The 24,350-nt window shown below is 50.3% G+C and carries 25 protein-coding genes, 1 tRNA gene and 1 pseudogene; 18 read left to right on the plus strand and 9 right to left on the minus strand.

The annotated features are described in order from the left end of the window. Window positions 1-62 precede the first annotated feature (62 nt). From rnpA to IPQ00_14150, 4 genes are all read right to left on the minus strand, one after another. Window positions 63-401: a ribonuclease P protein component gene (gene rnpA / locus IPQ00_14135; GenBank protein ID MBL0241702.1), complete on the minus strand. Its 339-nt coding sequence runs from the start codon at window positions 399-401 to the stop codon at window positions 63-65. A gap of 26 nt (window positions 402-427) precedes the next feature. Then, on the minus strand, window positions 428-574 hold the full coding sequence (gene rpmH, locus IPQ00_14140; protein MBL0241703.1) for a 50S ribosomal protein L34: 147 nt from the start codon (window positions 572-574) through the stop codon (window positions 428-430). 280 nt (window positions 575-854) lie between these two features. Further along, on the minus strand, window positions 855-1,433 hold the full coding sequence (locus IPQ00_14145) for a phosphoribosylglycinamide formyltransferase (GenBank protein ID MBL0241704.1): 579 nt from the start codon (window positions 1,431-1,433) through the stop codon (window positions 855-857). After that, complete coding sequence (locus IPQ00_14150; GenBank protein MBL0241705.1) at window positions 1,433-2,575, minus strand: transglutaminase domain-containing protein; 1,143 nt, start codon at window positions 2,573-2,575, stop codon at window positions 1,433-1,435. Before IPQ00_14150 ends, IPQ00_14145 begins: the two co-directional genes overlap by 1 nt. A gap of 113 nt (window positions 2,576-2,688) precedes the next feature. Between IPQ00_14150 and IPQ00_14155 the strand changes: the two are divergent. From IPQ00_14155 to IPQ00_14165, 3 genes and pseudogenes are all read left to right on the plus strand, one after another. After that, window positions 2,689-3,035 (plus strand): annotated as a pseudogene (locus IPQ00_14155) (type II toxin-antitoxin system RelE/ParE family toxin). Beyond that, a complete protein-coding gene (locus tag IPQ00_14160) occupies window positions 3,032-3,307 on the plus strand; it encodes a helix-turn-helix transcriptional regulator (GenBank protein MBL0241706.1) in 276 nt (91 codons plus the stop codon). Before IPQ00_14155 ends, IPQ00_14160 begins: the two are co-directional and overlap by 4 nt. Before the next feature lie 68 nt (window positions 3,308-3,375). Then, window positions 3,376-4,413 (plus strand): hypothetical protein, encoded by a 1,038-nt coding sequence (locus IPQ00_14165; protein MBL0241707.1) that lies wholly within the window; start codon window positions 3,376-3,378, stop codon window positions 4,411-4,413. 547 nt (window positions 4,414-4,960) lie between these two features. Here the strand turns inward: IPQ00_14165 and IPQ00_14170 are convergent. Continuing rightward, the gene (locus tag IPQ00_14170) at window positions 4,961-5,983 is read right to left on the minus strand and encodes a phosphoribosylformylglycinamidine cyclo-ligase (protein MBL0241708.1); all 1,023 of its coding nucleotides are present in this window, start codon (window positions 5,981-5,983) and stop codon (window positions 4,961-4,963) included. Between the two features lie 103 nt (window positions 5,984-6,086). Here IPQ00_14170 and IPQ00_14175 point away from each other — a divergent pair, with 103 nt between their 5' ends. The 6 genes from IPQ00_14175 (at window position 6,087) to IPQ00_14200 (ending at window position 11,468) form a co-directional block, all read left to right on the plus strand. After that, a complete protein-coding gene (locus IPQ00_14175; GenBank protein MBL0241709.1) occupies window positions 6,087-6,470 on the plus strand; it encodes a hypothetical protein in 384 nt (127 codons plus the stop codon). Window positions 6,471-6,498: 28 nt separating this feature from the next. Continuing rightward, window positions 6,499-8,115: a DUF445 family protein gene (locus IPQ00_14180; GenBank protein MBL0241710.1), complete on the plus strand. Its 1,617-nt coding sequence runs from the start codon at window positions 6,499-6,501 to the stop codon at window positions 8,113-8,115. A gap of 34 nt (window positions 8,116-8,149) precedes the next feature. Further along, the gene (locus IPQ00_14185) at window positions 8,150-8,629 is read left to right on the plus strand and encodes a nuclear transport factor 2 family protein (protein MBL0241711.1); all 480 of its coding nucleotides are present in this window, start codon (window positions 8,150-8,152) and stop codon (window positions 8,627-8,629) included. A gap of 100 nt (window positions 8,630-8,729) precedes the next feature. Then, entirely contained in the window at window positions 8,730-9,419 is a 690-nt protein-coding gene (locus IPQ00_14190) for an ABC transporter ATP-binding protein (GenBank protein MBL0241712.1), read from the plus strand. Continuing rightward, complete coding sequence (locus IPQ00_14195) at window positions 9,419-10,696, plus strand: ABC transporter permease (GenBank protein MBL0241713.1); 1,278 nt, start codon at window positions 9,419-9,421, stop codon at window positions 10,694-10,696. Before IPQ00_14190 ends, IPQ00_14195 begins: the two co-directional genes overlap by 1 nt. Before the next feature lie 70 nt (window positions 10,697-10,766). Next, entirely contained in the window at window positions 10,767-11,468 is a 702-nt protein-coding gene (locus IPQ00_14200; GenBank protein ID MBL0241714.1) for a DUF2807 domain-containing protein, read from the plus strand. A gap of 54 nt (window positions 11,469-11,522) precedes the next feature. Here IPQ00_14200 and IPQ00_14205 read toward each other — a convergent pair whose 3' ends face one another. Then, window positions 11,523-11,960, minus strand: a complete 438-nt coding sequence (locus IPQ00_14205) for a hypothetical protein (GenBank protein MBL0241715.1) — start codon at window positions 11,958-11,960, stop codon at window positions 11,523-11,525. 447 nt (window positions 11,961-12,407) lie between these two features. On the opposite strand from IPQ00_14205, the gene dnaA reads away from it, so the two are divergent. The 3 genes from dnaA to IPQ00_14220 all read left to right on the plus strand — a co-directional run bounded on the left by dnaA (window position 12,408) and on the right by IPQ00_14220 (window position 16,024). Further along, window positions 12,408-13,787 (plus strand): chromosomal replication initiator protein DnaA, encoded by a 1,380-nt coding sequence (gene dnaA / locus IPQ00_14210; GenBank protein ID MBL0241716.1) that lies wholly within the window; start codon window positions 12,408-12,410, stop codon window positions 13,785-13,787. 473 nt (window positions 13,788-14,260) lie between these two features. After that, on the plus strand, window positions 14,261-15,451 hold the full coding sequence (gene dnaN / locus IPQ00_14215; protein MBL0241717.1) for a DNA polymerase III subunit beta: 1,191 nt from the start codon (window positions 14,261-14,263) through the stop codon (window positions 15,449-15,451). 66 nt (window positions 15,452-15,517) lie between these two features. Further along, window positions 15,518-16,024: a hypothetical protein gene (locus tag IPQ00_14220; GenBank protein MBL0241718.1), complete on the plus strand. Its 507-nt coding sequence runs from the start codon at window positions 15,518-15,520 to the stop codon at window positions 16,022-16,024. Here IPQ00_14220 and IPQ00_14225 read toward each other — a convergent pair whose 3' ends face one another. The 3 genes from IPQ00_14225 to IPQ00_14235 all read right to left on the minus strand — a co-directional run bounded on the left by IPQ00_14225 (window position 16,025) and on the right by IPQ00_14235 (window position 18,486). Continuing rightward, window positions 16,025-17,491 carry an MATE family efflux transporter gene (locus tag IPQ00_14225; protein MBL0241719.1) on the minus strand — a complete coding sequence of 489 codons (1,467 nt, stop codon included), beginning with the start codon at window positions 17,489-17,491 and terminating at the stop codon, window positions 16,025-16,027. Between the two features lie 80 nt (window positions 17,492-17,571). Continuing rightward, complete coding sequence (locus tag IPQ00_14230; protein MBL0241720.1) at window positions 17,572-17,922, minus strand: DoxX family protein; 351 nt, start codon at window positions 17,920-17,922, stop codon at window positions 17,572-17,574. Between the two features lie 15 nt (window positions 17,923-17,937). Beyond that, a complete protein-coding gene (locus IPQ00_14235) occupies window positions 17,938-18,486 on the minus strand; it encodes an SRPBCC family protein (protein ID MBL0241721.1) in 549 nt (182 codons plus the stop codon). A gap of 197 nt (window positions 18,487-18,683) precedes the next feature. Here IPQ00_14235 and IPQ00_14240 point away from each other — a divergent pair, with 197 nt between their 5' ends. The 6 genes from IPQ00_14240 (at window position 18,684) to IPQ00_14265 (ending at window position 24,292) form a co-directional block, all read left to right on the plus strand. Continuing rightward, window positions 18,684-19,442, plus strand: a complete 759-nt coding sequence (locus IPQ00_14240; GenBank protein MBL0241722.1) for a hypothetical protein — start codon at window positions 18,684-18,686, stop codon at window positions 19,440-19,442. A gap of 548 nt (window positions 19,443-19,990) precedes the next feature. Then, entirely contained in the window at window positions 19,991-20,953 is a 963-nt protein-coding gene (locus IPQ00_14245) for a S1/P1 nuclease (protein ID MBL0241723.1), read from the plus strand. A 12-nt stretch (window positions 20,954-20,965) separates the two neighbouring features. Further along, entirely contained in the window at window positions 20,966-22,111 is a 1,146-nt protein-coding gene (locus tag IPQ00_14250; protein ID MBL0241724.1) for a M20 family metallopeptidase, read from the plus strand. Between the two features lie 24 nt (window positions 22,112-22,135). Continuing rightward, window positions 22,136-22,235: transfer RNA gene (locus IPQ00_14255), tRNA-Sec, on the plus strand. A 7-nt stretch (window positions 22,236-22,242) separates the two neighbouring features. After that, window positions 22,243-23,370: a DNA-protecting protein DprA gene (gene dprA / locus IPQ00_14260; protein MBL0241725.1), complete on the plus strand. Its 1,128-nt coding sequence runs from the start codon at window positions 22,243-22,245 to the stop codon at window positions 23,368-23,370. Window positions 23,371-23,509: 139 nt separating this feature from the next. After that, window positions 23,510-24,292, plus strand: a complete 783-nt coding sequence (locus IPQ00_14265; GenBank protein MBL0241726.1) for a YkgJ family cysteine cluster protein — start codon at window positions 23,510-23,512, stop codon at window positions 24,290-24,292. Window positions 24,293-24,350 lie beyond the last annotated feature (58 nt).

Consider the following 24,350-nt stretch of genomic DNA (forward strand, 5'->3'; position numbering starts at 1 on the left):
CAAAAGAAAAAAAGACAAAAGAAAAAAGGCAAAAGCAAAGTTTCCGTCTGATCTTTTACTTTTTACTTTTTACTTTCGCCTTCGGCTACCTTTGCCGCGATCGCCCTAAATTCAGCTAGCGGCTTATCAAGTTTTGTAAACAGCAGGCTGCGCCTTGCATTCAAAACCCAATCGAATTTTACCGAAATAGCATCGAGTTCGACACGGCTCAACCGAAAACTTTCACGCAAAAGGCGCTTGGCACGGTTTCGCATTACGGCGTTTCCGATCGCCTTTTTCGTCGCCGTCACACCTAATCGGTGCGTGTCCTGATCAAGGGGCAAAATGAAAACCGTCATAAAACGGCCTTCAAAGCGTCTGCCCTGATCGTAAACACGAAGGAAATCGGCGCGCTTTCGCATACGCTCATCCTTCGGCAACGAAAGGCCTAATAATGGTGAACCGTTAATCGCTTGCGTCCTTTGGCTCGGCGGCGTTTGATCACTGCGCGGCCGTTCTTGGTCGCCATACGTGCGCGAAATCCGTGCTTTTTCGCCCGGCGGCGATTGTTCGGTTGATAAGTTCTCTTCGGCATAATTACTCTCCATCATTTCACTCAAAAGTGAAAACCTAGAGTTTACGCGAGTCAGTGCCCTGATGTCAAAAACTAAAACCTAATAAATACGGGCACTTCAGCTACGATTTATGGCAGGCTGGACGCAGTCGCGTATGATGTATCGATAAGCCGTAAATGACCAAAATAACTACAATATCTTGTGCCGGAGAGTTCTCACATTCTAAACAGACTTCGATAAGAGGTCAGCAGAGGCTATCCCACTTCTCTGCAATCTCCGTGACCTCTGTACTCATTGAGGTTATTCAATCGGTTTCATCCGCGAAACTATCAATTTTAACGCCTCGACGTAGAGCGGATGTTCCTGCTCAAGTATTCTTGCCGAGAGCGTTTTGACGGTGTCGTCGGCCAACACCTCGACCTCTTTTTGAAGGATGATCTCGCCGTGATCGAGCAGTTCATCGACGAAATGGACCGTGCAACCCGTCGTTTTCACACCTGCCTCAAAAGCCTGCCTTTGAGCGTCAAGCCCCGGAAATGCCGGTAACAGGCTCGGGTGAATATTGATGATCCGGCCGGGAAATGCTTTAACGAACGAGGGCGACAATAGTCGCATATAACCCGCGAGGCAGACGAGTTCCACGCCGCGACACTTGAGTTCAGCGATGATCTCAGCGTCGTGTTTCGCACGAGCGCGTCCACGTCGTTCGATAACGACCGTCTCGACACCGCGTTCACGAGCCAATTCGATTCCGCCAGCGTCGGCCTTATCGCTGACAACGACAACAACCCTCGCTCCCGCGATCTCTCCGCTGTTTACCGCGTCCACGATTGCCACCATATTGGATCCGCGGCCTGAGATTAGTATTCCGATCTTCATTACAGGAACTTGAGTACTTCGTACGAATTTGCGTCGAAAATGACACCTGAGTTTTTCGGGTTTTGGACGTATTCGACCTTGGTGAGAATGCGTGACTCGGTGACCATAGTTATTCCGACCTGAAAGCCAGGAACGGTCGTTTCGGCGATCAGCCAAGGCTTGCCGTCCCAAGTAAAATCGAGCTTATTCGCATTTACAAATTCGCCCTGCGGCACGGCGACAGTAATATGTCGCGGCGTGTATAACAGCAAATAGTCCTCGCCAATCTGCTCGAGCAACGAGGCAAGCAAGATAGTTTTGTTGCTACAGTCGCCGTTGCGGGTCATCAGCGTCTCGTCGCCGCGTTTAAGCGTTTCGCCGCGGCTTAGAGCTTCGCGGTAACTATATTCGATCTCGTTCGACACAAAATCTACAAGTGACTGGATCCTTGCGTAACGGTCAGTGCCGGCGTCGCGCGTGATCTCGTCTGCTAATCGCTTGAGCGACGGTTCGCCGGGCTTTGCGACCATAATGCCGTGGTTTGCAAAGATGGTGGTCGGTGAAAAGCTGCGCTCAGGCACCTGCGTGATCATACGCCCGCCGTAAACCTGCGAGTTGTTTGTAAGATTCTTGATCTCTTCGAGAGTTGGCGAATATGAGACCTTTCTGAATGGAAAACTGAGCGTTTGTCTGTGATCGATGCGGATGTTTCCACGCGTCGTGCGGAAAAGGCGGCCAAAAGGATCCGAGGCAGTCACCTTGTAGTCAGCAAGTTTCAGTTCGCCATCGGCCTCGGTACCAAACTCGACCTTTGTAATGTCCCAAAAGTGCTTGTTAACAAACTCTAGAAACTCTTCGTCGCTCGACTTTGGATAGGTAAAGATCGCTTCGTCGATGACAATCTTATATTTTTCCAGCCTGCCCTTACCGAGCAACTGTTGCCGAAACTCTTCGCCCGAAAACGTTTGGTAGTCAAGCAATAGTACCATACTGTTACGTATCTCGACCGCCAATTCCTCTTCCGGGTTCGGCCCTTTCGGAATGCTGTAAACGTATAGCCCGTAAGCCGATGCAACAAAGATAACTAACGCCGCCGCCCCGATCGCGATGATTTTGTAATTATTATTTCGCTTAGCGTGTGATTCGAATAAACTGTCCGACATATTCGTTCCCATTTTGCCACACAATTTATTGATAGTATGGTGAAACGATAGATTTTTTAGAACCATCATCAATAAAACAATTGAAAAAGGTTCACATATTTGTTAACATTTGAATGCGAGAAGTGATCTTTTACAAATTGCCGAACGGCGACTGTCCTGTCGAAGTTTTTCTCGACTCTCTAACCGGTAAGCAAGCTGACAAGATAACGTGGGTGTTGAGTGCCGTAGAAGATCTTCAATTGGTGCCGAAGCAATTCTTCAAAAACTGGTGGGCACCGAGGATATTTGGGAAGTAAGGATTGAATTTGGTGGAGACATATTCCGACTGCTTGGCTTTTTCGACAAAGGCAACCTAGTCGTCCTTACAAATGGATTTACAAAAAAGACTCAGAAGACACCTTCGAAGGAAATAGCTCTCGCGGAAAAGCGAAAGAAAGAATATTTGAGTAGAAAGAGATGAGTGACCTAAAAAAATACATTGCAAATAGGAAAAAGACCGACCCAGAATTTGCCGATGGCTATGACGAGGGCTACGAAAATTTCAAGATCGGCGTTCTGCTCCAGCTTTCCCGAGAACAGGCTGAACTGACACAGGATCAGTTCGCAAAAAAGATGGGTACCAAAAAATCAGCGATCTCACGTATCGAAAATCACGCCGGAGACATGCGGCTTTCTACCCTCAAAAAATATGCGAACGCACTAGGCAAGAAAGTTCGTTTCGAGATCATCTGATCGTCCGTGAATGACTATCTGACTAAGGACTCCACTTTGTTGGTTCTATTTAGGAGATGCTTACACCGATGGCCACAAAGACACGCAATATCCTTTCGACTACACCTCGTGTCCTCTCCGTGATTTTCGCATCACTAATTCTACTGTCTCTTCAGGCTTCTGCCGAACGTAAACAACCTCTTCCAGAGGACTACCCTGTGTCGAAGAGCGATGTCTATAAAGGCAAGCCTGTCCGCCCTTTGTTGGGTAGCAAACGAGCCAGAATGTACCGAACGGTATTGAGACAAGGAGCTAGGGAAGGTCCAAATTTCGCGGGCAGATATACGTTAGTCACCTGGGGTGCCGGCCTTGGCGTTTTTTCTATGGCTGTTATCGATGCTAAAACCGGCAAGGTGTTTTTCCCGCCATTTACGTCCGTAGGCAACACTGCCTTTGGCATGCCGTTCCTCGACAAGGGCGATAATCCTTCCTGGAAGAAAGATAGTCGACTCTTCGCCTTTATAGGTCGTCCCGAGGCCCCTGACAAAGGCATGGGAATGTACGTGTATTCATTCGATCGTGGGCGATTTCGATTGTTGTATTTTGAAAAGGAGGATGAGGAGAAAAGGAAAGCGGAACAAGAAAGCTGGGAAAAGGAGCTAGACAGACGATTAGCTTCAATGGCGGATACGTTCGAATCATTCAGGAATCGCATCGGAGTTGTCGATCCAGACCTTAGGTGTTTTCAGGGGTATCATACAACCAGATACCCTTGGGCCGCTATTGACCCGTTATGTACAGAGAACGATTTGATCGTCTCAATCAACATAGTAGACCTCTCAACATCCGTTGAGGCCGAGGACATGCTGAAATCTGATTTGAATTTCCCGGATCCTAAACCGTGGCTATTTGTCGAAGGGCTGGGAGAACAGGGAATCACAACGGACCGATGCGGTCGGGCTTGGATCCGATTTCGCAAGGGGACTTATTATGTGTGGATGAATGCCAACCTTAACCGAGCAGATTCTGATGATCCCAGATGCACAAATGAGCAGAACGCGGACAGTAAACGACTGGCTGAATTTTCAAGCCGGATCGCCTTCGTGTTGGCTGATCTTCTAAAGTAATAGCACCAAACAACCCGTTAGATTGTAGCGTCTCTCGACTCCGCGTAAACATTCAACGGCCTTACACAAAGAACTTCCGTTTCGAGATCGTCTGATTGTTCTGATCAAGACGTCGTGTACGATTCGTCCGAACCATCAACTTGTCGCTAGCAGTTTCCGTCCGCTATTTCCCATAACTAAGACTAAGTTGCGATCTCGATCCTAATTCGCGGAACTTTCGTTTTCCTCCGAACAATTTTCAATTTGACATGCATTACTTGAAACCCAGGACAAGTAATCTCAAGATAGTATGGAATTGATCCGTATCTCTTAAATCTAAACCGCCCATCGCCATTGGTTTTCGTTGATTCGATTTCCTTTTTCCAACCCGCGTTCATTCGCTTTACCAAGACACCAGGAATAGGTGAATCACTTGGGTCCACTACGATTGCCGTTGGGTGCGACGATACGTAGGGCGTGGCGAGTTCAACAGTCATAAATTGCGCTTGAGTCTTAGCCGACGTCAAGAGGATGATCATTAAGATAAGGGTCGGAAATAGAATTTTTATCAAGATATCGATACCTCCTTTTTCCCAATTGTCACGTTCCCTATTTCGTAAATATTTTCTAATTCTGCTTTTACCACCATCTTTGTATCTTCTGCGCAGATCAGCACCATGCCGATCCCCATATTAAAAGTGCGGAACATCTCTTTTTCATCGACATTTCCCAGCCGCTGCATCAGACTGAATATTGGTAATTCTGGCCAGGTGCCGCGGGTTATTTCGACGGAGACGCCATCGGGTAATATTCGAGGGATGTTTTCGAGGAAACCGCCGCCGGTGATGTGGACGAGTCCTTTGATGACGCCGGAATCCAACAATGGGCCGATCTGCGGGAGGAAGCTTTGGTGCGTTGCGAGCAAGGCTTCGCTGACGGTTGTGCCGAGTTCATCGATGTACGCATCTGGCGTGTAGCCGCCGATCTCGAAGAAAAGTTTGCGTGCGAGCGAATAGCCGTTTGTCTGCAGACCTGTTGACGGTATGCCGAGGACGACATCGCCGGGCGTGATCGATTTGCCGTCGATCACCTTTGGCTTATCGACGACGCCGACAATGAAACCGGCGAGGTCGTATTCACCCGGCGGGTAAAAATCCGGCATTTCCGCCGTTTCACCGCCGAGCAGCACGCAACCATTTTCGCGGCAGGCACGGGCCATACCTTCGACAACCGAGGCGGTGGTATCGGGTTCTAACTTGCCGGTCGCGAAGTAATCAAGGAAAAAAAGCGGCCTCGCACCTTGCACCAGAATGTCGTTGACACAGTGATTAACGAGGTCAGCCCCGACCGTGTTGTGAATACCTGTCTCGAACGCAAGTTTGAGCTTTGTCCCAACTCCGTCGGCGGAAGCAACGAGTATCGGTTCGGCCATATCTGGAAACGCCCCGGCGAACATACCGCCAAAGCTGCCGATCTCGGTAAGTGTCCGCTCGTTAAAGGTGCTGCGTGCATATTCGCGGATCTTTGCCACCGCCTTGTTCGCGTTGTCGATCGAGACGCCGGCGTCCGCATATGATATCGATTGAGTCATAAGAGAGATTATATTCGCTTGGCTACTTCTTTTCCATATCTCTTCGCTAAAACCTCGTTGACTATTGGACGCCAACACGATTAGCATTTCTTGGGGGATATATATGAGTTTTACATTGATCGATATGGGTTCGGAGAACTTCGAGATCCTAGCCAACGTATGGCAATGGAAAGCGGCGCTTGAGGTCATTAAGAGTCTGGATGTGATCGGCGATGGAGCTATCAGGCAAATGGCCTATGCCGGAACCGGCGTTAAGGTCTCTCTCGAGGACGCTCACGAACTCGGCGAACGGATCCGCAGCCGAATATTGCCAAGGCTTGAACCGAATAAACGAATTTTTGCCGATCTGACGATCACCGACGCTCCCGACGACAAGACACTCTACCGGGACGGAGACGAGCAGTGGAAAAATTACAGTGTCGGCCACGAATGGCTTTCGGAATTTGCCGAGTTCTGTTTGAGGTCAAAAGGATTTCAGGTTTTTTAAGATTTAAGAAGCTCGGTATCTAATTAACGTGCAGGATCTACTTAACAACATTCAACCGATCTTTAAGAATCTGTACGTTCAGATCGCACTTCTGATCGTATTCGCGACCGCTCACGGTTACGCCGGGGCTTGGCTTGCGGTGAGGATGTTATTCAGGCCTCGCAATCCGGTCAGGGTCCTGGGGATCACGGTATTTCCGCAAGGTATGATCCCGCGGCACCGTGACCGCCTGGCAAATGCTATCGGCAAGGCCGTCGGCGACGAACTGGTCTCACACGACACGATAATCGAACAATTGACCGGAAACGACTTTCTGCGCCGAAAGATACAGAACGTAGTCGATACATACACCTCAGAGCTACTCTCACAAAACTACCCGTCGATCATCGAAACATTGCCGAAGAATGTACGAGAACCGATCCTCGACGCCATCTCCGGGCTTCAACTACGATTGTCCGAACACATCACGGCAATTCTGAAAAGTAGCGAGTCGACTGCCGCGATCAGTTCCTTCGTCACCCGACGTGTCGATGACGTACTCAGCAAGAGAGTTTCTGAAGTAATTGACGATGAGGCTTTTAGTAAAATAACGTCATTTCTAGAACAGCGTATACGTTCGGCGGTCGAGGCACCGTCGTTTGAAAACAAGATACGCGAATTCATCGGGCGACGAATAAATGACCTCGCAGGTTCCGAAACTCCGCTCGGTGAGCTTTTTACGCAGGATGCAGTGGCTCTTTTGAAAGAAAAAGCGAACGAACAAGTAGAACCGGCCATCCGCCAGTTGACCGAACTTGCCGCATCGGAACGCACGCGGAACCAGATCGGGGCATTGATCAAAAAAGAGGTACACGAATACTACGAGAATCTACCGTTCTACAAAAAGATATTCGTGTCGCGCGAAAACCTTCTTCACGAAGTCGACAGCCTTGTGAACGAGAGCCTACCGCGACGGATAGAGGAAACTCTGCGCGGAGAGTTTTTCGCCGACGAGGCTCGCAACTTCATTGGTTCAAGCATCGACAATGCTCTCGCCAAGCCACTGCCAGTTGCGATCGGAGCGATCGCTCCGGAGCAACTTGACCGCCTAAAGGAACAGGTCGCCGGTTCCGTGCTTGGCCTTATACGCGGCGACGAAATGATCGGCGGTATCACCTCCTATATCAACGAGGCTCTCGAAGGCCTCAGGCCGCACAGCATCGATTCGATCCTCAGGACGATTCACCCTGAGGCAGAGGAGAAACTAAAATCGATGCTCTCCCGCGGACTGCTCGATATACTTGCACGCGAAGAAACGGCGCACATAATCAACGAAATGCTGGCCGGCCAGATCGACAAACTCCTTTCGCAGCCGATCGGACGCATTGGCGATCATATCAGCGAGGAAAAAGTGCGGGATGCCAGCACAACTCTCACAGATGCGATCATCGCGGCGGTTCACGCTAAATTGCCCGACGCAGTCGCCGAATTTGATGTCGGCGGCGTTGTACGCGAAAAGATCCATAATTATCCGGCCGAAAAGCTAGAGTCCCTGGTGATGTCGGTCGCTAAAGAACACCTGCGAACGATAGAACTCTTCGGAGCCCTTTTCGGATTTCTGATCGGCGTTGCACAGGCGATCCAGTTCTACTTCTACGCAAAATAGGCTATAAGTTAAGCGTAGCAAGAGGAAAATTCTAATGAAAAGATTGCTCATCTTTGCCTGCTTGGTTCTGTCAATGTCGGCTTCGGCTCTATCACAGACCGCAAAAGATGCTCCCGTACTGACAGGTCTTTTGAACGAGTTTCTAGCCGGTGCCGGCCGTAACGATGTTGAGGTCCACGATAGATTTTGGGCCGACGATCTCATCTACACACGTTCGGCCGGGTCAAGGATCGGAAAATCCGAGTTGATGAAAGGCGTCCGCTCAGCCCCTGCAGCAAATGCAGGTGAGCCCGTCACCACCTACACAGCCGAGGACGTCCGAATTCAGCAATACGGCAATGCGGCCGTTATCGCTTTCAGGCTCGTCGGTACCACATTGCGTTCGGACGGATCCAAGTCCGTTTCAAATCACCTCAACACCGGAACTTTCATCAAGCGAAAGGGTAAATGGCAGGTCGTTGCGTGGCAGGCAACCACCGTCCCGAAACCGGACGCTGAGAAAAAGTCGCCTTAGCGTCGGCGGCATTGGTCTCCAGTTTCTATGAACATTTCCAGCCTTCCGGCGTAAGGTTATCTGGAACGGCGTTCGACGTTCGTTTACCGGCTATGTCCTTATGCTAGAAGCAAAATATCTATCAAAAACCTATTCGGGGGATGGCGTCGATTTTAACGCACTGACCGACATCGATCTGCGGATCGAGAGCGGCGAGTGTGTCGCCATAGTCGGCAAATCCGGCAGTGGCAAATCGACGCTGATGCACCTTCTTGCGTGTCTCGACCAACCTACCGCCGGAAGTGTTTCCGTCGATGGCGCCGACACTTCTGCATTGTCCGAAAAGCAAAAGAACCTGCTCCGAAATGAAAAATTCGGGTTTGTCTTTCAACAGTTTTTCCTTAATGGACGCGACACCGTTTTTGAAAACGTCGTGCTACCGATGCGGATCCGAGGGACGGCCGCGGCGCAGATCACGGCCGCCGCCGCCGAGGCCATCGGTGCCGTTGGATTGGCGGATAAAGCGGGTAAGCGTGCCAAGGACCTCTCGGGAGGCGAAAAGCAGCGTGTCTGTATCGCGCGAGCCTTAGTTTGCAAACCTCAGGTCATCTTCGCCGACGAACCGACCGGAAATCTCGACTCGTCCACCGGAGCGGCCGTGGAAAAGATGCTCTTCGACCTAAACCGCGAAAAGGGCATCACGCTCGTCATCGTCACTCACGATGACGACCTCGCCCGACGCTGCGGCCGTATTATCGAAATGAGAGATGGCCGCATAGTTGCCGAACGCTGTGGGGAGGCACACGCATAATGAAGATCTGGGATCTTATCCGTACCGCAAACCGCAATCTTTTCCGAAATAAATTACGAACCTTTCTGACCGTTATGGCGATCTTTGTCGGCTCATTCACGTTGACGATGACCAATGGGCTCGGCGACGGTATGCGCAATTATGTCGAGAGTCAGGTCAAAAATATCGAGAGCGACCGCGTCATTATGGTTCGCAAAAAGTCCGAAAAACCGCCGGGCGGAGCCAAGGCCGGAGCTCCCGAGGAATACAAGGACTCGCCGGCCGAGAACTCGGTTGACGATTTCGACCCGAACACGTTTCTGCTGACAGTCGCTCAAATGGAAACGGCCATCCGCGGACTTGACGGCGTCAAGGGCATCACGCCGCGATACGGTATTGACGGTGAGTACATATCGCTCGACGGCCAGAAGAAATACAAACTGGAGCTTGGCGTCTTGAGCGAGGGCATTACGCAAAAAACTGAGGTCGGTGCTTCGATCAGCGGAACTGGCCAGATCGTCATTCCGGTCGGACTTGCACGCGAATGGGATGCAGATATCGGAAAACTTATCGGCAAGACCGTGACCGTAGCGTATAGATCCGCGGATGGTGCTATCAAGACGATGCCGCTGAGCATCGTCGGCGTCGCGACCAAGGGATTTATGACGAACTATAATTCGTTTGTCGATACATCGACAGCAAAGACCATTTATATCAGCCAGAGAACGGGTGAAAGTGCCGACAAATATCCCGGCTTTACGATTCAAATGTCGACCAATGACGCGGCCAAGATCGATATGGTAAAGCGAACACTCGACGAAAAGGGTTTTGAGGCCGATACGATCGCCGATACGCAAAAGCGTACGTATGATGCGATCGGCATCTTTAAGATCGGTATGAGCTTGTTTGCCTTTATCGCACTGCTTGCCGCGTCATTCGGCATCATCAATACTCTCGTCATAGCGGTACTCGAACGCACCCGAGAGATCGGCCTGCAAAAAGCACTCGGTATGGGACGCGGTAAGATCTTTGCGGTCTTTTCGCTCGAATCGGTGCTGATCGGATTTTGGGGAGCCTTAATGGGAACGCTCGGCGGCATTGTCGTCGGCATTATTGCAAATAAGGTGCTCATCACAGCTTATGCCGATTCGTTCGAAGGATTCACACTTTTTGTCTTTACACTGCCGTCAATGGCCTTGGTGATGGCGATCGTCTGTGCAATCGCGTTTTTAGCCGGCGTAATGCCCGCGATCAGAGCGAGTCGGCTTAACCCGATCGAGTCGCTCAGATACGAATAGAACTTATTGCGAACTTTCCATTTAGTAAAACCGTTATTCTTCACGGTTAATAATTATTCGGAGGGCACTTATGAAAAAAGTAGGAATTATGATCTTCGCGGCTGCACTTGTTGTCGGCCTGGTCGCATCCAATTTGTTCTCGTTCGGCCGCATCAGCGGTGACTTTGCGAATTTTTCGATTAAATTTGGCGGCGTACACGGTTCGGGCAATGTTGCCACGGAAAAGCGTGACCTTGCCGGCTTCAAGTGTGTAGATGTCGGCGGTATTTTCGAGGTCGAGGTGGTTGCGGGTAATACTTTCAGCGTCGAGGTCACGGCGGATGACAATCTCCTCTCACATATCGAGACCGAGGTTCGCGGAGACACACTTTATATCGAGACTGACCGCAAGATAAAATCGTCAAATTCGCTCCGCGTACGCATCACCGCTCCGGACATCGATAAACTCGACGTTTCCGGTGTCGCCAAAGTATCGCTTAGCGGCGTCAACAATGATGCTGTCACCGTTCACGCAAGCGGTGCGTCAAAGGTGTCTGTTTCGGGCGAAACCTCTCAGCTTAACGTAGATATCAGCGGTGCGACCAAGGTACACGCCGATGATCTCAAAGCTGTCAACGCATCGGTCGAAGCAAGCGGTGCCAGCTATGTCGGCGTCAGCGTCACGGGCGAACTCAACTCTGATATCTCAGGAGCGAGCCGCGTCGAGTATAGCGGAACACCCGCATCGATCATTACCAAGAGATCTGGTGCCAGCAGCGTCAGCTCGAAGTGAGCACTCAAAATTTGCACACAATTTGCGGGCTGTCCTTGATCAGGCGGCCCGCTTTTATGTCTCTACTGCAATTGTCCGGATACCGGCGACATTTCCGCTCTTGTCGTGTCCGGCCAGAATGATATCTATCCTTACAGTGCCGACGCGATACACCTTGATTCCCGTGAGTTGTGAGAGTAGTAACTGTTGCAATCTTAAAAATCTTTCGGCACGAGCAATATCTGCCGGCCCGAACCAATCCTTCATTTGGGTCAATTTCGTAAAGAATGTCGCTTGCTCGACGATTTCAATATTGGACGACGAGTTTGCCCCGGAATACTGAAGGATACTCTCCCGGCTGATATCTTTGATCTCATCCGTGACGAATGGGACGATCTCAGCGTCGGTTTCGCTGACATAATAAAGGCCTTCACAGGCATTTGAGAGAGTATTTGCAATGTCGCCCGGTGTGGGCGATGGTGGGGTTGAATTTTTTTGATTTTTTTTTATCATTTTTAGGCGATTTTTATTTCAAAAATGCTTATGAAAGTTAACCCTTAACCGAACGAAAATCAAGTCAACTGTTTGTTATAAAAGGGTGTTAAATCCGCGTTAAAACCTTTTAGAAAACCTGTGGAATTCCGTTTGCGCTCACCTATTTTTCGTGTTAGTCTGATATCCGTTTTGAGTATTATTGTTCTTGTAAAGTGTTGAAAATAAAAGACTTGAAGCTTTACTTTAGAGTTTAAGCACTTTTTCCACACACCTGTGGAAAACATTGTGGAAAACGCACCGAGCCGCTAGCGAAAAGAGCAGGCACAAAGTTCGCAAACAGAAAGACTTTCATACCGTTACGGGCTTTCTTGATCAGCGATTTGTGACCAAATTCGCGAAACGGAAATTTGAATAAAAACCTGTTACCTCTTAAGCGCATTTTGGAGTATATCCTTGGAACTGATTCTGGAAAAAAACACCGTTTGGGATGACATTCTTGGCCTCGTCCGAGAACGGCTAAACCCACAGATATTCGACACATGGTTTTTACCGATCAGATTCGTGGAACTCGACCCACATTCGAGCGAGTTACGGTTGTCGGCCGGCGACGCCACGATCGACTGGGTCGTAAAGTTCTATTCGGAAATTCTGCAAGAATCATTAAAAGAGATAAATCTATCAGGCTATAAGATAATTTGGACTGCACCTGATGTCGAAGTCGTTGAGGCTGAGCGACCGTCGAGCGAGGAGTTGTATTTTGAACCTAAGCCGCGGCCGGTGATCCACGGGGTGACGACCAATTTTCGCCAATTGGATCCGATCGATACAACTCTTAACCCTAAATATACTTTTGACAAGTTTGTTGTAGGATCCGGCAATCAGTTTGCTCACGCGGCGGCGTTAGGGGCAGCCGAAGCACCGGGAACGACATATAATCCGCTTTTCATATACGGCGGCGTAGGCCTTGGCAAGACACATCTAATGCACGCGATCGGACATTCGATCCGGCATCGGAATTCGAGTCTGCGAGTCGCATACATCACCAGCGAAAAATTTATGAACGAACTTATCAATGCTATTCGCTTTGATAAGACGCCGGCATTCCGTGACAAATATCGATCGATCGACGTGTTGCTGATGGACGACGTGCAGTTTATGGCCGGTAAAGAGCGGACGCAGGAAGAGTTTTTTCACACATTCAACACCCTGCACAACAATCAGAAGCAGATCGTGATCTCGAGTGACTGTCCGCCTCGTGAGATACCAACCCTCGAAGAAAGGCTCCATTCGAGGTTTGAGTGGGGGTTGATCGCTGACATCGAACCGCCGGATCTTGAAACCAAGGTAGCTATCCTTAAACGCAAAGCAGACCTGGACGGATTTCACCTACCTGACGACATTGCGATCTTTATGGCCGGCAAGATCAAGAGCAACGTCCGCGAACTCGAAGGGTCGCTGGTACGACTTGTAGCGATCGCATCGCTCAAGGGCCTGCCGCTGTCAAAGATGTTGGCCCAAGAGGCTCTAAAGAACATTATCGACAGTGAACATCCGGCGGGATTAACGATGGACAGGATCTCTCGTACGGTAGCGTCACATTACCAGATGACGGTCGAGGAACTTAAGTCAAAGAGCAATTCGAGGGCGATCGCGGTACCGCGTCAAGTCGCTATGTATCTGTGTAAAAAGCTGACCCGTCACAGCTTTCCCGAGATCGGGCGCGAGTTCGGCGGCAAGCATCATACGACCGTAATGCACTCGGTCGACAAGATAGAAACGCTCACTCGTGACGATCGCGTTTTCCACAAGAGCGTCAGCGAGTTAATTGACAGTCTTTGCAGCTAATTAAAGACTATTTAACGGTTTTTTCAGTGGATCGATTTCCACAACTTAGAGATTCGCAAAATCACTCTAAGTTCAATTTTATCAGTTATTTGAGAAATAGTTTTCCACTTTTCCGCAGCAGGCGTCGATATCGGCCTGTGGAGATCGGTGGAAAACGGCGGCAGGTAAAAGTTATCCGCAGTTTGGGGTATTTATCCACAAGTTTTCCACACCGGCTGTGGACGGAAAAGTGCCCATTTTTTAAGAACTTACGCGGCTTTTACACATATCCACAGGACCTATTACTAGTACTAGTCTTAAATACAGTTTTATAACTAGTTAGTATTAGTAAAAGGGTCGGTGGCGATACGATCTAGGCGTTAGCGGCAGAATCGGTAATGACCTATAATATTCGAAACATCATTGCAAAAGGTTAGAGATTTGGTCGCCTGAAAGGAAGTTTCAGGAAGAGCGATCACCGGGAGTTAAGTGAAATGGAATTTACTATCAAACAGAGTGTCTTGAAAGAAGAATTGGGATTTATCCAGGGTGTCGTTGAGAGAAAAACAACCATCCCGGTGCTCGCCAATATCCTGATCGAATCGATCGGCGAAAACGAGATCCGCATCGTCGGTACCGATCTTGACGTTACTATCCGCTGCGATGCCGAGGCGAATATCGCTCGGCCGGGTTCGATGTGTATCCAGGCTCGCAAGCTTTTTGACATCGTACGAGCTCTGGGGTCAGATGATGTTCATTTCAAAAAGGAAGACAACGAATGGGTCACGATGCGCAGCGGCCGTGCAAACTTCAAACTCGCGGGAGTCAACAAGGATCAGTTCCCGGAGATACCTCAGTTCAAGAGCACTCCGATGAAACTGCCTGCGGCCGTTTTCAACTATTTTATCCAAAATACGGCGTTTGCTATCACCAACGAGGTGTCACGATTCACTTTGTCAGGGGCTAAATTTATCGTCGGCGAAGGTTCGGCCAAGATGGTCACGACCGACGGACACCGACTGGCGTACATCGAAAAAGCACTCGCTGCGTCCGATTCGACGGATGCGATCGATACGTTGATCCCTAAAAAAGCTTTGCTCGAACTCGCCAAGGTTTCCCGCGATACGTCGAGCGACATCAGTTTTGGTGAGGACACTAATCACCTCTATTTTGAGATGGAGGGCCGACTTTTGATCAGCCGAAAGCTATCAGGCAGTTTTCCGAACTACGAGATGGTGATGCCCAAGGACAATGACAAAGAGGCGATATTCGACCTGGACGATATGCGAAACGCCGTTCGCCGCGTCAGTCTGATGGCCGACGAACGCAACCGTTCGATACGTGTCACTGTCCGCTCAGGCGAGATCGAACTCACCGCACAATCCAGCGAAGAGGGCGAGGGACGTGAGGCTGTCCAAGCAGAATATACGGGTGACGAGTTTCAACTCGGTTTTAACTGGCAATACCTGCTTGAGTTTCTGAACAACGCAGGTTCACTCGAGGGATCATCCTCGGCGGACGGTGAGCAGGAGACGGACGGCGACGGAACGGTACGGGTCAAAGAGGGCCGTTCACCGGTGCGTATATCGTTTCAGTTCAAGGATGCCAACGCCCAGACGCAGATGTCCATAGCCGGCGATTCGCTCTACGACTACAAGTACATCGTGATGCCGCTGCGTATATGATCGGTGTTTTTTTGAACTTGAATATTGTAAATTGAACCAGGTCCAAAGATTGTGGATCAAAAGCTTATGAGCACTATTTTCGACCGAAGCGAAGGCGTGATACTTAATAGCGACCCCGAAGAAGTTACTCCGGAAACGCTGGCACAACTCAAGAGCGGAGCTAACTGGTTTTACTGGATCGCCGGATTATCATTGATAAATTCGGCGATCTTTATATTTGGCGGGAATGTCAATTTTATCGCCGGACTCGCGTTCACTCAGTTAATCGATGCGATCTTTGACGCATCTGTATCGCAAGGTGCTGCGAGCGGGATCATTGCGGTCGCTGCGATCATAGATATGATCGTCGTCGTTATTTTTGCATTGATCGGCTACTATGCAAATAAGGCGATTAACGCAGTATTTATAGGTGGAATGGTGATCTATGCGATCGACGGTATCGTTTGGCTGCTGCTCGGTTCACTATTTGCCGCGGGATTTCACGTGTTCGCATTGGTAATGATCTATCGCGGATTTTTGGCGAGCCGCGAGGTCAATCGCATCAAAGCCGAAAACCTGATTCTGAAAATTTGATCAACCTTCCATTCGCCCGATGTCGACGGCGATATTCCGCCACTTTCCACGTCGGAATATCATTACACTCAGAACGCATCTTGTTACGTGGCCCGCAAGTATTGCGAGCCATATATGGATAGGTTCGAGATGTCCGAATTCGCGGATCAAAAAGCAGACGCCGAGCGGGATCACGACCTGCGATATGATCGAGATGTACAGCGGGCTTTTGGTGTCACCGCTACCCTGCAACCCGCCGGTGTATGTAAGGGCGACTGAAATAAACAACCCTGAAAACGCGAGTATTCGCAATAGTTGTATTCCGATCATCACCGCTTCAGGATCGGTCATACCAAAGATGGCCAAAAGCTGTTGCGGAAAGAAGAAGTAAAACACGCCAAGAAACGCAGAACCTGCCATTCCGTAACGTGCGGCAACGCCGACTGCTTTATTGGCACGGTCAGGATGACCGGCTCCGATATTCTGGCCGACAACTGCCGCTGCCGCCCCCATCAATCCGACAGAAGTCCACGTGACGAGTGAGAAAAGTTGCGTGTACGAGATCGCAAAGGCCGCCTGAGCGGCCGCACTCTCTGCTAGTGAGCCGATGAATGAGAGCATCAGCACCCCGCCCACATTCATCGCGATACCCTGAATACCGGTCGGCAAGCCAAACTTGAAAAGCGATCGAATTACCTTCCAATCCGGCCCCCATCCCTGGCCCCGCGGAAAACCGACGACCCAATTGCCGCTCCACATCTTATAAATAGCAAAAAGTCCGACCAGTCCGGTTGCCAAACTGGTACCGATCGCTGCACCGGCAGTGCCTAAAGCAGGTATCGGCCCGAGGCCTCGGATCAGCACTAGATTAAATATAAGATTGAGCAGGGTCATCGCGATCCCCAGCGTCATCGGAGTTCGGGCATCGCCGGCCGAACGCAGTGCTCCGCTCGTCATAAAATATATGAGCAAGCCAAAACTAAAAACGAAAGTTATACGCAAAAACGGGAGAGCCTCGGCCTTGACACCGGGATCTGCATTGACTAGATCGAGCAGTATCGGCGATAGAAAATAGCCGACCGGAGCCATAATGCCGATGGCGATGAATACAGCCGTTAGAAAGGCCTGGTATACGGTCCGATTGACCTTGGCCTCGTCGTGTGCTCCGGCAAATCGAGCCACGAGGACGCTCATACCGGTAAATAGCGACGAAATAAAAACGATGACGACGAGGAATATCTGATAGCTTACCCCGATCGCCGCATTTGCCTTAAATCCGACAAGGTTGCCGACGAGAACGTGGTCGACCATTCCCTGCATACCGGCGATAGCGTTAGTCAGCATCGTCGGCCAAGCGATCTTCCAAACCGCAGCACCGAGCGGGCCTTCGACTATTGAGCGGTCAAATTTCGATGTTTTGGGAGATATTGAAGAGGGCAGGTCGTCACAAACCTCGTCTATATCATCGTTTTCTATGGTTTCTGACATTTGCCGTTAACCAACAGATTACCGAGTAACGGAGGACGGTGGCAAATCGTATCACTTTAATAAATCTAACGTCCGCCAGACTACTTCTTACGGCCCCACGCGACAAATCCGCACAATAACGCAGTTATCGCAGGAAAGATCGCCATTGCCGGCGATCCAATCGCAGATACAATGACGGCGCCGATCATAATGATGAAGAGCAGTGTAGCGGCAAGCGGCGTCAGTCTTGGCCTTATCTTAAGAGCCCACGGCAAAATGAGCCCGAGGCTACCGATGATCTCACACGCGCCGATGAAGTAAATAAAGCCGATCGACAGGAAAGCCGGCATATTCTGGGCCATTTCCTCGGCGGGCGTAAGAAACTTTGAGACGCCGGCAAACATAAACAGCAGTGAAAGAATTATCTGAATGACCCAAAGTAAAGTGTTCATAAGGTGTTAAGACTCCTATCGTTTATCGGCCTCGACCGTCTGTTTTAATTGTGCCAAACCTTTTTCGAAGTCGGCCCCAACCAAGTGATCCATATTTGCGATCAATGAAAATGCCTTCATAAAAAAGTTATTCTTACCGGTCATTGTCCAAGTCACATTGGTCTTGTCAGCGTCTGTTGCCAACCCAAACTCGATAATATTCCTTGCTGCAAACGGAGCATTAAACTCCAGGTCTACCTTGAGATGGTTTGGCGGATGGCTTTCGAGAATGGTCATTTTACCTTCACCGGCCTCGCTGTTTCCGGCCCAGGCATACGAGGCACCGACACCCTTTGCGGGACCTGAGTATGTCGTTTTCATCGCCGGGTCGATCTTGGCCCACGGCGACCAGGATTCCCATTTGTGAAAATCATCGAGGTGGTCAAAGACCATCGAGGGTGGGGCATCGATCGTAGCCGACCGCGTTATCTTAAAGTCTTCAGTCTGAAACGCCACAACCACGCAAAATACAGCAACGATAGCTGCGATGACCACGATCGACGTCAAAACGATCTTTTTCCACATAAGCAAAATTCCTATTTAGGAGACTTTACACCATCAACGCCTGTTAACCTAGAGATTTTTTTAACCACTTTGAGAAGCCGCAGCCGCCTCAAATCAGTAACGTCGGCTGTAACCAAAATGCTCCCGCCGGGTGTAAGATGTATTTAGGAATAAACGATACGGCGCGTGGTCAACTGTAAGAGTTTCCCTATTTTTATATGAAACGATGTGCGAAATGCGGTGCTATATATACCGACGAGACACTCAGCTTTTGTCTGACGGATGGAACGCCGCTCGAAACTACGGATGAGCAAGTAACGGTTTTGCACGGGAACGCCCCCGATACGCTGCCATTCACCCGTGGCGAGCAGATGCGGGTCGATATTCCGCAAAGCTCTCCGCCGCCCCCGTTCCTACCGACGGCAGCAGTTACACAATCATCCGGGCCGGGAATCGGCAAGGTACTACTTGTCATAGGGATATTTGTAGCATTGCTGGTGGTCGGTACCATTGGTGCCGGTGCCCTGCTCTACTTTAACAGAGTGAATCGACAGTCCGCGGTCAACGAAAATGCCAATAGTACGAATCCTAGCACATCGCCAAAACCAACGATCTCACCTTCCCCGACCGATGATCCGACAGAGGTTCTGCGCAAACAGATCGCCAATCTCGAAAAGCGTTTGGACGAGCAAAAGAAGTCGGGCCAACCATCGAATATTCCGCTGACGATGCCCGAAATTCCAACCGCTGCGACGACTACGGCCAGGGTCAATTCGCCGGGTGACGGCTTTCTGGCTCTAAGGACATTGCCGAATAGCGAGGCCGGATCGCGGATCTCTAAGATCCCTCACGGCGCAGTCATTTCGATTGGCGCCTGTGGCCCGGTCGTCAGACCGGTACAGAGGAGCGGCAGATGGTGTCAGGCAAGTTATAATGGGCAAAAAGGTTGGGTTTTTGATGCCTATCTTGTCTATTAGACTCTATTAAATAGAAAGGGTGCAGTCTTTTGGAGGACCACACCCGGTAGGTTTAATCGGAAGGTATGATAGACAGGAATTATGAATTCGTTCTGTTACGGTCGAACGATACCGACGGGGGATAGTAAAACGTCCCCAATGTCCTGAAGCTTGAAATATCAAACTCCTTGCGTGCTCCACAATCGAGACATACGCGATAAGAACCATTTTTGCTCGAAAACGGGCGGCTCAGGTCTCTGTGCCAACATCCGAACAACTTGCCAAATAACCCGATTCTCCGGCCGAAAGAACCGTCAGTTCTATTTATTACACGTTCGGCGATCGAGTTTTGTTCCAATACTGCCTGCATAACTTTTTCCTCTCCGTTTACACTGCTCTGCAGCGTTTCCGTTCACATTATGTAGAACGTATGTCTGAAGGCGTTTTGCACAATCTATGATGAAATGTTCTGAAAAAAGGTTTGTAATATTTTTTTAAAAAGTAGTTAGGCTTTCTCTTGCCTTGCTAATTAGATAGAATCATCGGAAACGATATAGGAGAAACTTATTATGGCTACACGAGCGATTCGTACATTTATACTTATTTCGATTATCGCGATGCTTTCATTTCCGATATACGCGTGGGACGAGACCGGACATAAGATTACAGCCTATATCGCCTGGCAGCGAATGACGCCGGAGACGAGAGATAAGGTCTTTAAGATACTGCTCGCCGCTCCCGAAGATTCACAGATCGGGGCATATTACCTTCATTATGGTTCACGGTCCGAAGAGTCGAGAAAGCGCGAGTTCTTTATGATGATCGCCACTTGGCCCGATATTATCAAAGATAAAAATTTAGCTACTCGGTTCAAGAAATACAGCAACTCGAATTGGCACTACGCAGATTCGTTTTGGACGTGGAAGAATGGCAAAGCCGAGATGGTCGAGAGCACGGACAAGAACGGCCTGGCGATGGACAAGTTGGCCGAATTTAATCAGTTGATCCGAGGCGATGCATCCGATACCGACAAGGCGGTCGCGATAGCCTGGCTCGAGCATCTGATCGGCGACATTCATCAACCGCTTCACACCTCGGGCAAGGTGACAGACTCAAACCCGAAAGGTGACCAGGGCGGCAACCTTTTCTTTTTGACACCCAAGGGCACGCCTCGCGCCCAGCAGGAAAACCTGCATTCGTTCTGGGATTCGATCGTTGCCCAAAATGTACCGAACGCAAAGGATCAGTGCGATGCCGACTATCTGGATCCGATCGCTGATGAGATCATCAAGCTCTATCCGTACTCAAAACTCGAATCGAAGATCGCCGCGGACAAGTTTGACGTTTGGCAAAAAGAAAGCCTGACGATCGCGACCACTGACATTTATAAGGACGTAAAATTCTTTCAATTGCCCTCAGAAAAATATCGAAAACAGGCATTTTCGATCTCGGAGGAACGACTGGCATTGGCAGGATATCGAATGGCAGATCTTTTTAACGAAGTATTTGGTAAACCGGCTGCGGCCAAGTAGAGCCACTCTCAAATGGACCCGACAACAACATTGACCCATTTTCGCGAACGCCGCGACGAAATGATCGACAAGATCATCCAGATCGTCGATATTGAGTCGCCCTCCGGTGACGTTGGTCAAAACTTGAAGGTCGTCGAATGGATCGTCAAATACGCGGCCGAGTCAGGGCTAAATGTCGAAGTCGAGCGAGTTACGGCCGATGGGTTTGGCGAACACCTGATAATCCGGGCCTTTCCGGGGAACGGCAAACATATTCTGTTGCTTGGTCATACCGATACGGTCCATCCTATCGGTTCCATTGCAAAAAATCCGACCCGCATCGATGATGGCAAATTCTACGGATGCGGAATATTTGATATGAAGGCCAACATCATTTTGATGATCGAGGCTCTGAGTTATATTTCGAAAATAGGCGTCCGCCCGCCGTGTCCGATAAATATCTTACTGTCGTGTGACGAGGAAGTAGGCAGCCATACAGGACGCGAAATAGTTGAGAGAGAGGCGGCAAATGCCGAACTCTGCCTGGTGTTCGAGCCGTCGGCTGAGGGCCGAGTGAAAACGGGACGCAAAGGAACCGGCCAATATCTACTAAAAGCCCACGGCAGCCCTGCTCACGCCGGACTCGAACCGGAGAAAGGCGTTAACGCAGTTTCGGAGATCGCCAAACAGGTCGAACGGATCCACGCGATCGCAAGGCCCGATATCGGGACTACGGTCAACGTGTGTACGATCAGCGGCGGCACAACTTCGAATGTGATACCGGCATACGGGCAATGTGAGATCGACGTCAGATTTACGACAATGTCCGAGGCCGAACGTGTGGACAGTTGCCTGCGGTCGCTCCCGCCGTTTGACGAACGGGTGCGGCTAGAGCTTTGCGGTGCAATCAATCGGCCGCCGCTCGAACGAACGCCGCAGGTCGCAGCACTATTCGAAAAGGCCAAGGCCATCGCCCAGAGCTTTGACTACGCGATCGACGAGGTTCAGGTCGGCGGTGCGTCGGACGGTAATTTTGTCGCCGCACTCGGTGTTCCGATTATTGACGGCCTTGGCCTCGCGGGCACCGGAGCACATATGCTCACCGAACATATTATGGTCGGCGACATCCCGGACCGAGCGACTTTGGTCACGCACTTGATCGCCACCGCCGCCCGCTAGCGGTGAGTTCGAATCTTAATATATGGAGGCGCATCTCGTCCGGTGATGGGCTCGGTCTTCAAAACCGTTTGTGAGAGCGCGAGAGCGTAGCTCAGGTGGGTTCGACTCCCACACGCCTCCGCCATACATTAATGAAGGAATGGATCGCACTCAATATGACACCCGGCGTCGGCCCACGGGCGGCGACCAAACTGCTTGAGCGATTTGGCTCCCCGGGAGCGGTTTTTCACGCTCGCAGGACGGAACTCGAATCTCTCCGCATCAAGCCTGAAACTATCGATAGCCTGATCAAACGAGAATTGGAAGCTCGAGCTGAACAGGAACTCGAGCGGGTCAAAGCTCTCGACGGCGACATTTTGATCCTCGATGACGGCAGTTATCCTGCGTTGCTCCGCGAGATCGACGACCCGCCGATCGTGTTGTACGTAAAGGGTGATTGGCAAGGATGTTTTGACCGACCTTGTGTCGGCGTGATCGGTTCACGGACTTGCTCCACCTATGGCGAGAATGCGTCAGAAATGCTGGCTCGCGACCTAGCGTCACGCGGTATTACTATTGTCTCCGGCCTGGCACGCGGCATCGACACCGCCGCTCATCGGGGAGCGATCCGCGGAAATGGCAAGACAGTGGCAGTCATAGGCACCGGGATCGACAGCGTTTATCCACGCGAAAATACCGGCCTGGTTCGTGAAATACTCGCGTCCGGCGGTTGCATCGTCTCACAATTCCCGCTTGGCACACCGCCACTAAAAGAAAATTTTCCATACAGAAACCGGATCATTAGCGGGCTCAGCTATGGAGTGCTGATCGTCGAGGCGTCAGAACGCAGCGGTTCTCTGATCACCGCGCGACTCGCGATGGAGCAAAATCGCGAAGTAATGGCGGTTCCCGGTAATATCACATCGGGAAACTCGTTCGGTACAAACTATCTGATAAAGAGCGGAGCTAAACTCGTGCAGCAGTGGCAGGACGTAGTTTCCGAGTTGCCGTCGGAGATCGCCGCCACGATCTTGCCGCCAAAGATCAAAAAGGCAAAGGCCGAAGAAGCCGTCCGTCAACCCGAACTCATTCCGGCTGATATGAGTGAGAACGAACGTGCGATTTGGACGCTGCTGACGGCCGATGAGGGAACGCATATCGACATCCTGCTTGAATCCAGCAAACTATCATTTGGCGACCTCAATACCGCTCTCGTCGCTATGGACATCCGCGATCTGATCCGCGTTTTACCGGGCAAACATTATGCCCGAAGGATATGACCGACCCGAAATCTAATATTTATAATATTTCCGACAAGGTATAGCCTCGCATTGACAGACTTGTGAACGAGGTGTTAGAAATCAGAACGTCAGCACGCAGTTTAGCGTCTGACATATTTTTTCATTAACGGTTGGATCTGTGAAAAAGCCGATACAAATCACACGTTTTCAAAAGGCGGAGTTTCTCGACCTGGTTCGCCAACTGGATCGCGAGAATGAAAATAAGATCTTTGAACCGCAACTTCCGCTCGATAGATTATCCAAGAGAGTATCGGAGAGTGTGACGCTCCCGGCGAAAGAACCTGCTCCGGAATGCACGACCTGCGGAGTTTGTTGCGATGCTCTGCTGATAGTACCGATCACAAAAGCTGCATCTGAGCGATTTTCGGAATTCTGGGATATCGTCCCGGACGAAACCGCACCGGACACCGTGATCGAGCGCGTACTACCCCGCGATACTGAAAGCGGCAGGTGTATCCATCTGGCCGGCAAACTCGGTAGCGATATAAGTTGTCGGATCTATGCAGATCGACCTACCCCGTGCCGCGATTTTGAAGTGGGCAGCGACCGTTGTCACGGGTACCGGCGACTGTATGGGTTCGAAAATCCGTTGAGTCGGTCAGCTGTAAAGGCGGCCTTGAGGCACATTGAATCCACAAAAACCGATGTTATTACCTATTCGGCAATAGTTGTGGAATCAACAGGTTGGAGAGCGGCGTGCTCAGGCGAACCGTCCGGTGGTGTAACGACGGTTCCGGTGACTTACCTGCGGGTTGCGGTAATAGTTGATGATCGCGAAGATGACGTGATCGCCCTGCACAGTTACGAAGTGTCAGAAGAAGAGTGGTGTGAAAGTGATTTCTTAGGATTAACCATTGAAGAGGCAGAAAGCCTCATCAAAACAAAGGTTTGCCAAGATTAGAACTTTTTGTTTTCCAGGATTCCGTTGCTTGTTGAGTCGCTCGCAAAAGCGAAGATCA

Origin of the sequence: Chloracidobacterium sp. (genome assembly GCA_016720705.1) — a bacterium.
Lineage (GTDB): Bacteria > Acidobacteriota > Blastocatellia > Pyrinomonadales > Pyrinomonadaceae > OLB17.